Here is a 12,291-nt window from a genome sequence, read left to right as displayed (position 1 = left end):
GATAATGTTAATCAAATGTTGGTTTTAGTACTTTTAAGGTTCTGAGCAAATAAAACAGAACCCACATAATTACGTATCCCCAAAAGATATTGTTGAACATAAACTCAAAGTTATTTCCCCGCCATAAGCCCTGAAAAATACTGTTGAACATAATTACGCAACCAAGCTCGTAACCGCCAAATATCTGTTCAGACTTATCAGAAAGATGTTGCACTAATATTCCATAGAGCAGCATGAAAAGAAATACGCCAACAATACCCCAACTCAAATAAGCATCAACTACTGGCCGTGTTTTGGCAGAAACTGTTGACATTTTATTGGCAACACCTGCATCATAAACCCGCTGCATAGAAACAATTTCCATATTGGGTTTGCCAGACCAAAAAATCCTTGGAACAAGGCCTTCAAAAGAATCTTCAACAATTTCCCAACCGTAATAAGGATGATGACTGGGGACGAAATCTGCAAACTGGGTAAACATTTCTATCTCACTTAGTCTTCTGGTGAGAAACCCCCAGTTTGTATCTTCAATTTCTTCTTCATTATCTGAGTTAAAGGTTTCGAAAGCTTGGTTTTGTGCCTCTTCAGCACTTACCTCTCCTCCCCAGCTTTGTCTGACCGTGTTGTTATAGGTAGGCAAGAAATATAGTAATACGTAAGTAACGGGGATGGCCAGGTAGAGTATCAACTTTTTAAAATAAGGAAAAAATACGCAGGCCAATATGATAACATTGGTAATAATGGGTTCCTTAAAGCCAGAAAGTGATGCATGGATAAAGTTAATGGTAAATATTGTGGCTCCAATGGCTAAATAATTAAAGTTTTTTTTAATAAATCCTTTAACAAATAATACTGCTGCACAGGATATTCCTATAAGCGTTAGTGGAAGGGCAATCTGGTTAAGTCCCGGAAAAAATTGGCAAATAGAGCCTAATCCGAAGACTATAATACTGAGCCAGATCAAAAAATCATCATCGAAAGTTTGGGTACTTTTAAGTTTAATTTTAGGTTTCTGAACAATTAGCATTCCTGTAACCAAAGCTGCATGGGCGAGTAAACTCATCCGCTGGCAGCTGGCAATAAGTATGGTTTGTTCGTTTTCTTTAAACTGGGCACCGTAATTGATTTCTGTAAGGTAGCGATAGCCCAAATGATCCATAAAATAAAATATGGAGGTGGTACACATAAAGCCTGCAAAAATGAGCTGGGTAAGAAAAATTGGCCTCATAATTTGTTTATGGATGGGTAAATCGCGATTAATAATAGCGGCCGGAGATAATATAGTGGTATAAAAGATAAATAATGAGCCAAACCAAGCCACAAAATACGATATAATCGGACTATTGATTAATAAATACGATACCAGAACCGGGAAGTATAAGGTTAAGATGAGTTTGGTAGGATTGTTATTTTGCATGGTTATTATAAAAAGTATCTACCATTACTTTCACCTGGTTTTCGAACGACCAAGCCTGAATAATTTGTTGTGATACTATCCCCATTTGAGTCAGTTTTTCTTTACTATTTGTAAGTTCGGTTAGCTTACGTATAAGATCATCCACATTACCTGATTCAAATATTTGGCCATTAATTGATGGTTTTACTAAATCTGTGGCACAACCAACCCGGGTAGAAATCAAGATGGCTTTTGCGGCAGCCATAGCCTCATTTACAGCTAAGCCCCAGGTTTCACTGATGGATGGTAAACAAAATAGATTGCAGGCTTGATAAATTGCAGGCATTTGGGTTTGATTTTGGAAGTTGATAAAGTGAACATTTTTTAAATCTTTAGATTCGGATTTTAGGTTTTCTTCTAAAATCCCATTTCCAACAAACAACAAATGTATATTAACTTTTTTTATTGATTTAAATGCATCAAGCAATAATAGCGGGTTTTTTACTGGTTCAAGTTTGCCGGCAAAAAGGATTAAAATTTCATCATTTTTAATGCCCAGTTCAATTCTTAATTTTTCTGCTTCCTCATTTTGGATTGCAGCAAACCTTTTATTATCTATGGCATGTGGTGCTACAATTAATTGTGATTGCTCTAAACCATACTTTTCAAAATATGCTTTGCTGGCAGTACCTACACAAAAGGCCACATCAATATTGCGATAGGCCCATTTAAGAAAAGCACTTCTAAAAAAGGCCTTTAATTTTTGTTGATTGTTTAATAGTGTAGAATCGCCCCTGAAATAAACCGGGATTTTTCCTTTAAAAAAACGCATAGCTTTTAAATGGCTATGCCAGGCCCAACCATAAATTAAAATGGCATCGGGGTTATAATCTTTTATTTCTTTATTTAAAGTTGGATTAACAATTCCTTTAAAGTGATGCGTGCCCTTATTGCTTGCTGTATTTTTCAGAAATGAATATTCATACCCCTTTAACAGTGGTAAATCCCATTCAATCTCCTGGCCAAAGCCTTTGTCGAATTTATTAAGCGAATCTTCGCCCCAGGTATAAAAAACCTTAAGTTGTAGTTGCCTGGCTAAAAGCTGAAACACAGGCGCATAATATTGAATAGGATGAGTAGTAATGATGGCCAGTTTTTTACCCATTTGGAAGTGCTAGAATATTGCCCGATACCAGCTTTTGGAAATCGCTGATGGTTTGAAGGCCATCTTTATAAATGTACTGAAAATGATAACCCAATGAAGCTAATAAAGTGAAAATATAATCTTCTGACCGGCCGGTTTTTTGATGATAATGTTTGTCGTATTCGAATATAATTTTTGGTTTATTGTTTTTGATGGTTTGTAATAGGCCATCAATTACAAAACTCTCATATCCTTCTACATCAATTTTAATAAAATCAACACGGTCATTGTTGATAATTTCGTCGCCTACAAAACAATTAACCGATATATCTCCATTTTTATCAAATAAATTATAAGCTCCAGGATTTGGGCTGCTTACATCAGCAGCGATTAAAATCAGCTCGTTTTTATTGCTCAATGCAATATTTTTAGCCGTAATGTGCTTAAAATTATTTATGCTAATGTTGAAATTTAAAGCACTGTAATTATGTGGTACAGGTTCAAAAGCGATTACATTTCCACTGGCGCCGGTTAATTCTGCAAAATAAAGCGTATGAAAACCGATGTTTGCACCAATATCCAAAATACGGTCTCCCTTTTTAATAACTGATTTAAAGATTTTTTTAATAGCAGCTTCGTAATTACCAGTATAAATAACTTTAGCGCCTATCCAAGTTGAAGGATCACAGCAAATCTTGAAATCGCCTTCAATAGGATTTACAATAATGGGCCGTTTATCAAGCTTATTTTGGGTAAATAAATAATTGAACAGTCGGTCCTGACCTTTAAAAAGTGGCCTGTGTAATATAAACTTATAAACTTTCTGCATCATTTAAACCACCTTGTTAAATAATTCTACCTGTCTTTTGGTCATGTAATATGCTGTATAATGTTCAAATTGTTGCCAGTTGGTTGTGGGCGGAATTTGTTTATAAATGCTTTGAAGGTAAGCTAGAATTGTTTCAAAGGCCTTGTCTGTTGGTTCATCAATATTAATTAAATGGCCTGCAGCACAATCTTTTATAATTTTAGCCGCATTACTATCTTGATGTAAAACAGCAAGTAATGGCTTTTTTGCCAATATATAAGGATATAATTTTGAGGCATTATATGCTGCCTGGTTTGATCCTATTATAATTAAACCATCTGCATTTTGTAGATTTTTAATGCTTTGATAGAAACCTATTCTATCAGTGTATTCAGTAAAGTAAGTATCAATGCCTGCTACTTTGGCCACCGGAACAATTGTTGGCACCCCCGTACCTTTTGGTGCATAGCTAGTGCCTATAAAATGCATCTGTATATTGCAAAACAGCTGCGGTTGTGCCGCTAACCCCTTTTTAAAAGCTTCTGTTAAAGTGTTTAGTGCAGGTTTCATATCATTTCCACCTCTTCCTATGTAAACTAAATTAATACGGTTATTTTTTGTATCGAAAACTAAATTGAGTGCTTTGTCGTTTTTTTTAGCAATTTCAAAATCAATATCAAATGCGCCGAAAGTAATAACGGCACTGGGTTTTTCTTTTAGCTGTGGGTACCGCTCTTTAAGTGTATTAATATAACTTGCTGATACACTGATTAATCCGTCGGCTTTTTTCATTGCAATGGGCTCTAAGTATTTATTTAGCCGGTATGAGAACCAGTATTTTTTAGGTTGCTCTATTTTGGGCAAATTCTTGTAATAATCGGTATGCCATGGGTCTTGCATGTCGATTATATAAGGTACACCGAACTTTTTTTTCCAGTAAGGGCCTAAAATGCATAGGGGAAATTCGGTAGTTGAAAAATAGATCAGATCAAACTTATTTTTTTGTAATAATTTATTCACCTCATTTTTATAAAACCACATCGCGCGCAAGGCTACGCTACCTAAACCAAACTTGCTGGTCCATTTTTTATCAAGTGCTTTTATTTTATGAATTTTAACTTCCGCAGGGAGAGATTGTAATAATAACGGATCTTGAACTACATCAAGATAGTCTTCTTTAACAACAACAACTTCTGGTTCCCAATCAAATTTTTTAAAATATGATAAGCTCATTCTAATGCGCTGCATATCGGCTGTATTGGCAGGCGGGAAGTATGGAGATATAATGAGGAGGCGTTTCAATTTAGTTTAAATAGCTGTTGAACGGTAGTTAAAAATTTTTGCCCTTCAATCTCCCAATTTAGCGCTTCATCAGCATATTTTCGTGCTTGTTTTCGATGCCCGGTTAATAGCGTTTTATTTTCGGCGTAGGTTTTTAAAACATCCGCTAAAGATTCAGGATTGTCTTTCTCATAAACTAAACCCATATCTGGGAATGCTTTTAAAAACTTCGTTTGTGCAGTTGTATCTGATGCAATAATAGCTAAGTTAGATTGGATGTAGGTGAATATTTTATTGGTTAAACAAATATCACGGTTTTTAGGCTGGTTGGTTTCTGTTGCCAAACCGATATCAAACTGACCTGAAAATTTATAAATATCATCAGGAGCAATTGGAGGATAAAAAATGATCTTATCAGGGGCGAAATTGTTTTTACTGGCAAGCGCTTTAAATAAGGATATCATTTTTTCGTCGTGCGCACCCAATAAATGGAGTTCAATGTCGATATCCTTTAACAAACCAAGTGCAGCAATTACGGTCTCGAGTCCTCTGTTCTGTCCAATTGTTTGTGAAAACCAAAATAATTTGATTTTATCAGTTAAGCCGTTTCTTTGTTCTAAATTTTGTTTCGGAAAAACGTTTAGAATGGTAGTTGGATTTAACCTTTGGTATATTTGATGATAAGCTTCGCTGATTAAAGGACTGGCTGTAGTAAAATAATCCAGTTTTGGCAGGTATTTATCTTCTATAAATGTTTTTAACTGCACATCATGGTTCTTTTCATTGTTGCTTACCTCGTTGCGATGAAAATCTTCGGCATCAAAACCGCATTTAGCCTTGTTTTTTTTTGCGGCAAGATAAGCAGCAGGAAGAGCGGCCAGGTTGTGTGCAATATATAATTCGGCAGGGATGGTCATCGCTTTTCTTGCCAGTTTATAGGTACACCGTCCAATTGCGCGTTCGGCAATGCCATTTTTAAAACCTATTGCGGTGGCAAGAAAAACAGCAATTTTTTGGATGAACCGTGTTTTCCAATAGTCGTATTTTTGGGTTTTCAGGCTGCCGCCCACTCTTATACTTTTCCATTTCTTGGTTGGAAGCAATAGGCTATCGTATTCAGTTCCCCAATCGTTCCAAAATTGATAAACCACGGTTACTTCAAAACCGGCATCTGTAAGCGTATCAGCCTCTTTTACCAACCTGGGATTTAGCGTGGGTTGACCTGAACTAATTAAGACAATCATTTAACTAAAACTTCTCCTTAATTGTTGGATAAACTTTGTAAATAAAATCTTTATGAAAATCATATCCGGTACTATGTACGTAATGCTCGCTGGTAATTGCATTTCCCTGATTCCGTTCCTTTTTGGCAAGATCATAAGCAATAGGCAATTGTTTATAACCACCTTCATTAGTGGCGTACATTGCAAATAAGGTTTGTTCAATATGCCATGATTGCAATGATTCGGTCTCGGCTGTAAGAATTTCTTCTATGAAATTAAAAAAAGGTAATTTTTCAAATTGATGGAGAAATAAGCCACAGTTAAACATCTTTAACATGGGGTTTTTAATGTACTTGTTAAGCGTTTCTGAAGAAAAGGTGTATGCATCAACAATATCTTTGTTAAAACAGCCTTTAGCATCTTTTTTCTCTATGATGTCTAAAATTTCTTCAGGTTTTTTAAAAAATAGGACATCAGAATCGAATTGAAGTAAAAAAGGCGATTGGTTATCAATAACAGCATCGAATAACCTTAATGCAAACACATATTTTTTTCTTAGTTCGGCTGATTTTACAAGATTGTTCTTCAAAAGGAATTGATCAATTTTATCATTTTGCTCTATTTTTTTGAATATTTTGATGCCTTTAAATTTCTGTTGTAAATATTCAATTTCATTGGCGGTTAAAGTACCATCCTCATGATAATGTAGATTAAAATTGCTTTCCCAGGCGCTGAAGCTATAAATGGCTGCAACTGATTCTAAAAAATGCCGATGCCCTGATAACATGCAAACTGTAAGTTCGGTAGGTTTTGTTTGTAAGTCAATAGGGTTTAACCGCTGAAGCAAACTTTTAAGTTTCTTTTGGTAATATGTTTTTAAAACTTTTTCCGAAATTCTATGGTAATATTGAGGATTGTCAAACCTTAATTCGTAAACAATCTTTTTATATATCTTTTTGATCATATCAGTGACAAGTATCTTTCGGCTATTATTTGGGTATTAAATCTTTCTTCTGCGTAAATTCTACAGGATTTTCGGTTTATCGACTCAACTTTTTCTATTGCGCTTATCATTTCCTCCTTGTTATTAACCACAAAGCCATTTATGCCATCGGCTACAATTTCAGGAACGGAGCCTCTGTTAAAGGCAATTACCGGGGTTCCACAGGCCATGGCTTCAACCATAACCATCCCAAAAGGCTCATCCCACTCAATTGGAAAAAGAAGCGCCTTTGACTTTCCCAGGTAGTGGTTTTTTTCATTATCGTTTAAAGGACCGAGGTAAATAATCTGTTTACCATCAAATTTTGGTTCAATAAACTCTTTGTAGTATAAATAGTTATCAGGAGTGGTTGGAATATTCCCGCCTATATATAACTGGTTACCTGTAGAGCGGCAAATATTAATGGCCGTATGTAAGCCTTTAACTTTATCCATTCTTCCTAAAAACATAAGCGGAGCATCCGCTTTTATCTTTTCTTGTAAGTTGTACTTTTTAAAGTCGATCGCATTATAAACGGTTTTCCAGTAACCTGTTGTATTTCCTGTTGACACACAATAATTACTACAAGCGGTAAAAGTTAAATTTTGATGCGGTAGCCGGGTTATTGCACTGATACCTTTTTTGGAAACAGGTCGGCCATAAGTCATTATTTTTTTTACCTTTTTGCTGATTATTGGAATGAGATAGGCTAACCGACCGAAATTATGAATCGCATCAAAATCATTTCGTTTCTGGTAGAGAAAAATCCAGGCTTGAAGAAGTTCTTTGAGTCTTTGCCATTTAGAACGGTTCAGGTCATTTTTTCCGAAGCTATGCGTAGTTCCAGATATATTGGAGTTTGGTCCGGCAAGCAGGCTTACCGTGTGTCCTTTTTTTGCATATTCTTCTGCAAACATATGTACCAAACGTTCATGTCCGCCATAAAGTGGGGGAGGTACAGGTATTCCAGGATCCATGATCAGTAATATCCTCATATCACTATTCTTTTTGTCCCGGTTTACAAAACCAATGCTCTTCATGATCGATGGCAATTATCTCATAGCTATAAGCTAATGAAAATAAAAAATCTTTGATCATTTTAACCGAATGATTAAAAACGGGAAGAATATCTGGATGGACGCTCAAAAGTAAGTTGGGCTGATGTTTCAATATAAATTCTTTGGCCCCGGTAAGTACATAAAATTCTGCGCCTTCTACATCACACTTAATCAGTACGGTTTGTGTAATTTCTTCCTCCTTAAAAAGAGTATCTATGCTATTGGTTGGGATTTCTTTATCGTGAGTGTGATCTAAATTGATGTATTTTGTTGTTCCGGGTTTACCGCTAAGTTTTGCCGAAGCAAGTAAAGTATTTGTATCTTCAATAGCCGTTTGGACATTAAATCCTGTAGTCGATTCTGCTGAAACGAAACCATATATTAAACTTAACCTGTTTCCTTTGGCAAATTGAGCCATGTTTTTGGTTGATTGTAAACTTTGCAGATCAGAATCAAATGCGATAACGGTTGCCTGTTCTGAAGCAAAAAGGCAAATGGCAGAAAAATATCCCGTAGAGCAACCTAAATCCAGGATGAGTGCTTTTGGATTTGATTTAACCCAATTGATGAGAAAGGCGGTATGCTCGGGTTCATAATCTTGCCATTGGGTAGCGGTGTAAGCAGGCGGTAAATTGATTGTTATTTGCCTGTTGATTTCGAACTTAACACCATTTGTATGATGAAGTAAATTTAAAAATTGATGATAAGGCTTTCTAAGAAAATCCCAAAACCAATTGTATTTCTCCAAAAGTGGAGCATGCCTAATTTTAAATGCAATTTTTCTTAGGGTTTTACTCATTCAAGCTAAATATTGGATAAATTATAATGATAAACTTCGTGAATAATATCAAGCATTCTGCTGGTACTTTTTTCAAGACTTAAATTTTCAATCACGTAATTTCGTGGATGATATTCGTTATTCAATGCCTTAGCATAAAATGATTCAAAGTTATTTTCGAATTCGCTCAGGTTTTGAAATTTGTCGCCACACAAACTATCGAAATATGGTACTGATGAGGCTTCTACAACCTCTTTTTCACCCCATTCGAATCGGCTGGGGTCGAGCCATTTTCCCATATCCCAGGCAAAAATTGGAACATTCATACACATGGCCTCTTGATAAGCTATGCCTTGGCTCTCGTGTTCGCACAGAAAGATCATTCCAACGCTTTCAGCAAGCAGTTCTTTATAATCCTTAAGCTGATAACTGCCATAGGTAATCACCTGATGGTTTATTTGATGTGCGGCTAGATATGCCAAAATTGGATGAAGCAGATTTTCTGTATTCTGCTCCCTATCCCACAGAAACTTAACATAAATGAGCAAATGGCTTTTAGTAACGTTTGGTTTTGGTTTCCAAAAATCGGTATCGATGCCAACAGGCCAAATTTTGCAGTTGTTATTGCCAAAATAACGGTTATAGATTTTCGAAGTCCAGGTGGAGTGCTGTAAATAAGCGGCAACCGGATAATCGTTAAAAAGGGTAGGCCATTGAGCAGGATGTGTCATTAAGCCAATACCTGCAATTATTTTATTCGATTGCTGATAACCTTTAAGCACTTCTTTGCCAGAGCCCAAAACTACAATGTAATCAGTAGGTTTAATTTTGTGAAAAGGTAAATTCTTTTTATACCCAATATTTAATTTTTCAAAACCTTTACACAAGTTGAGAAAGACCAATTCCAAGCTTCCCGTTTTCTGAGGTAGAATATAGTTTCTAAGCTTTTTTAAAAAACGGTCTCCAAAGAAAAAACGATCTTTTAAAGGTTCTTTTTTGAAATAAACCAAAATTCGATTTTTTATCACGATGGTAAGGGATTTTTTTTGAGCACCTGATGAAATATCTTTCTATAAACTGATAATATAATTTTGCAACAAGTATAGATAGTGAGATTTGAATAATAAAGCAGGCAAATGGCGAAATGCCAAGTGCCATTAATGGATTAATTGTTAAACCTGCAACAAGGATATGCGTAAGATAAAGCGAGTAAGAAATTTGACCCAAAAAGAACCCGATTTTTTGCTTAAAAGGTTTAAAAAGTAAAACCAACGCTACTGTTGGGATTGAAATTAAGGTATATCGTATTGCGACCAAAAACGACCATTCAATACACAATACAAATAAAATTGTAATGCCTAGTGTAAAATTAACCAAGCGTTTATACACCATAAACATGATGGTACCAACAATAAAAAAAGTTAAACTTTCAATTATAAAACTTCTACCATAACCAAATTCGATATATATAACAAAATGGAATAATATTACCAATATAATTAAGGTAACTAATGGTGGGATTTGTTTAAACAAAGGAAATACTAGCCCTAGTAGGATATAAAACTGCATTTCTATGCCCAGGGTCCAGAAAAGTGTGTCATACCAATAAGCACCTTTTACAAAAGGAACAAGATAAAGCAGGTTGAATATAAAGTTTTGAATACTGAAGTTTTCGAACTGTAAAATAAAGATGCTTAGTATAAGCACAATAAAATATGGAGGATCTATACGTAGGTTTCTCTTAAACAAAAAGGTAAAAAAGTCCTTTAACCGGTAATTATTCTTGTACAGTGAATAGGGAAGTATGAAGCCCGATACCATAAAGAAAACATAAACCCCCAATTGGCCTCCATTTATTAATTTATCAATAACAGGAAATTGGGTGTAGCCACTAAACATTTGTAAATGAACAACACATACCCCAATTGAAGCAATACCTCTCAACAACTCAATATTCGCTATTCTCTCTTTGCTTTTAACTAACATTATTACTAGGTATCTTTAATTTTACTGCTCAGTATATGTGATGATTTTTTAACCAATAAGTACAAAATCCAAGCTGCAAAAAGGCTAAAGTCCAAAATATTAGGGAGGCAGCTTCGTAACCCAATATGTAATTTAAATAACCCAAATGAGATAGTATAGTTGCCCAATTTGATATGGGTTGCATTGCAGCAATCGTTAACAATATAGAAATGATGATGGTAACAAAATAAGCAGGGTCGATCCGGATGATCCTCTTTGAAATAAATTTAAAAAAGTTTGTAATTTGATATTTCCGTTTATGCATACTATATGGCAGGGTAAAGCCGCTGATTACGAAAAAAATTTCTACGCCCAAATAGCCCCATTTTCCCGTGTTTGCTGTTTGTGCTGATAAACCAGAACTTCCTGAAAGATGGAAATAGGTAACCGAAATGGCTGCAATCCCTCTGAGTATATCGACGTTCTTTAATCTCAAGGGATTATTGTGTTATTTTGACGCTGTATAATTTTGGCTATCGCATTTGGGATGGAATGCTCGTTAAGTGCTACCTGTTGAGCATTTTTTCTGAGTTGAAAACGCGTATTCACATCTTCTTTTAACCAATTTGCTTTTTCTATTAATTCGCTGGTGTTTTTATAAACCAAAATGTCTTTTCCAATATCGTAAAGCTCTTCCAATCCAGCGGTAAATTCTGTTAAGTAACATGCGCCAAGCATTGGTGCCTCAATGTCTCTTAATCTCGAATAAGTATTTGGGTGCCGTAAGGGGAAATTAAAACTAGGGTAGCGGTTTATCCCTAGCGTAATCATACTATCTTGCGTTATGCGGACATAATTTTCAAAATTTATTTTGCCATTAAGGTGGCTTTTGAGGTTATTGCCGCTGGAAGGTTTAAAATTTCTTTGCTGCAATTTTCGTATATACGCGTTTAAACCATACCTGGTTAAGAAACGGTATTGGAAGCGTAGCTTTTGAGCTACCGGATAATAAAGCGGTTGATTCACTGGCTTTTCTTCATCAGACAACCAGCCTGCGCCATATACTTCAAATGGAAAGTTAGTTTGTGCTAATTCCTCTAAGAGTAATAACCGTTGTACATCATATGAGCCAATAAACGAAAGTTGTCCCGTTTCGGTAGTCGTAATGTTTCTGTGGCTAGGTGCTACCCACATGGGCATTGGTAAATAAATATAATCGAAACCAGCTTTCTTATACATGGCAATAGCGGCATATTCTGGTACCCAATTAAGATCGAATATGCCAAAAATTGAGGGGACCGCACTAAACTCCCTTACATGGTCGCAAAAGAAATTTACGCAATAAACCCCTAGTTTTTTAATCTCCAAAATGGCTTGCTCATCTATTTGCTGTGGGTATAAATAACTTAAGAAAATAGCTGGTTTAGTGAGTTTTATTTTATGAAGTGTTTTTTCCCAGCTGGTCGATTTCCACTTGCTCAATTCTTCTTCAGATTGCGGCACAAGCCCCTTGGCCCAATCTACATCCTCACATTCAACCCACTCGTGCGCTCCCTCGGTCAGACCATTTTTTAGATAATATTCCCAAAAACTATAGGCTGGTATAGGATGCTGATGTTTTGATTGCAAAAAAGAAAGGAAAATCTTCACGGTTGC

At 35.6% G+C, this 12,291-nt stretch carries 12 protein-coding genes; all 12 read right to left on the bottom strand.

Annotated features, from left to right (window positions below):
- Positions 1-7 precede the first annotated feature (7 nt).
- From LQ227_RS04495 to LQ227_RS04440, 12 genes are read right to left on the bottom strand one after another with little or no spacing between them, the layout of a single operon-like run.
- Positions 8-1,417: an exosortase Y-associated Wzy-like protein gene (locus LQ227_RS04495; RefSeq protein WP_230148421.1), complete on the bottom strand. Its 1,410-nt coding sequence runs from the start codon at positions 1,415-1,417 to the stop codon at positions 8-10.
- On the bottom strand, positions 1,407-2,561 hold the full coding sequence (locus LQ227_RS04490) for a glycosyltransferase family 4 protein (protein ID WP_230148420.1): 1,155 nt from the start codon (positions 2,559-2,561) through the stop codon (positions 1,407-1,409). The genes LQ227_RS04495 and LQ227_RS04490 overlap by 11 nt, the downstream gene beginning before the upstream one ends.
- The gene (locus LQ227_RS04485) at positions 2,554-3,372 is read right to left on the bottom strand and encodes an FkbM family methyltransferase (RefSeq protein ID WP_230148419.1); all 819 of its coding nucleotides are present in this window, start codon (positions 3,370-3,372) and stop codon (positions 2,554-2,556) included. The genes LQ227_RS04490 and LQ227_RS04485 overlap by 8 nt, the downstream gene beginning before the upstream one ends.
- On the bottom strand, positions 3,373-4,650 hold the full coding sequence (locus tag LQ227_RS04480; RefSeq protein ID WP_230148418.1) for a glycosyltransferase: 1,278 nt from the start codon (positions 4,648-4,650) through the stop codon (positions 3,373-3,375). It lies immediately after the preceding gene.
- Positions 4,647-5,873, bottom strand: coding sequence for a hypothetical protein (locus LQ227_RS04475; protein ID WP_230148417.1), 1,227 nt, complete (start codon positions 5,871-5,873; stop codon positions 4,647-4,649). Before LQ227_RS04475 ends, LQ227_RS04480 begins: the two co-directional genes overlap by 4 nt.
- A 4-nt stretch (positions 5,874-5,877) precedes the next feature.
- The gene (locus LQ227_RS04470; RefSeq protein WP_230148416.1) at positions 5,878-6,816 is read right to left on the bottom strand and encodes a glycosyltransferase; all 939 of its coding nucleotides are present in this window, start codon (positions 6,814-6,816) and stop codon (positions 5,878-5,880) included.
- On the bottom strand, positions 6,813-7,829 hold the full coding sequence (locus LQ227_RS04465; protein WP_230148414.1) for a glycosyltransferase family 4 protein: 1,017 nt from the start codon (positions 7,827-7,829) through the stop codon (positions 6,813-6,815). The genes LQ227_RS04470 and LQ227_RS04465 overlap by 4 nt, the downstream gene beginning before the upstream one ends.
- A 4-nt stretch (positions 7,830-7,833) precedes the next feature.
- Positions 7,834-8,691: an FkbM family methyltransferase gene (locus LQ227_RS04460; protein WP_230148412.1), complete on the bottom strand. Its 858-nt coding sequence runs from the start codon at positions 8,689-8,691 to the stop codon at positions 7,834-7,836.
- Positions 8,692-8,696: 5 nt separating this feature from the next.
- Positions 8,697-9,578 (bottom strand): glycosyltransferase family 1 protein, encoded by an 882-nt coding sequence (locus LQ227_RS04455; RefSeq protein ID WP_230148410.1) that lies wholly within the window; start codon positions 9,576-9,578, stop codon positions 8,697-8,699.
- A 31-nt stretch (positions 9,579-9,609) separates the two neighbouring features.
- Positions 9,610-10,656 carry an acyltransferase gene (locus LQ227_RS04450; RefSeq protein ID WP_230148408.1) on the bottom strand — a complete coding sequence of 349 codons (1,047 nt, stop codon included), beginning with the start codon at positions 10,654-10,656 and terminating at the stop codon, positions 9,610-9,612.
- A 28-nt stretch (positions 10,657-10,684) separates the two neighbouring features.
- Positions 10,685-11,131: an acyltransferase gene (locus LQ227_RS04445; protein WP_230148406.1), complete on the bottom strand. Its 447-nt coding sequence runs from the start codon at positions 11,129-11,131 to the stop codon at positions 10,685-10,687.
- On the bottom strand, positions 11,128-12,285 hold the full coding sequence (locus LQ227_RS04440; protein WP_230148404.1) for a glycosyltransferase: 1,158 nt from the start codon (positions 12,283-12,285) through the stop codon (positions 11,128-11,130). Before LQ227_RS04440 ends, LQ227_RS04445 begins: the two co-directional genes overlap by 4 nt.
- Positions 12,286-12,291: the final 6 nt, after the last annotated feature.

Source organism: Pedobacter sp. Bi27, from assembly GCF_918698255.1.
Taxonomy (GTDB): Bacteria; Bacteroidota; Bacteroidia; order Sphingobacteriales; family Sphingobacteriaceae; genus Pedobacter.
This window is presented reverse-complemented; position numbering and strand designations above follow the sequence as displayed.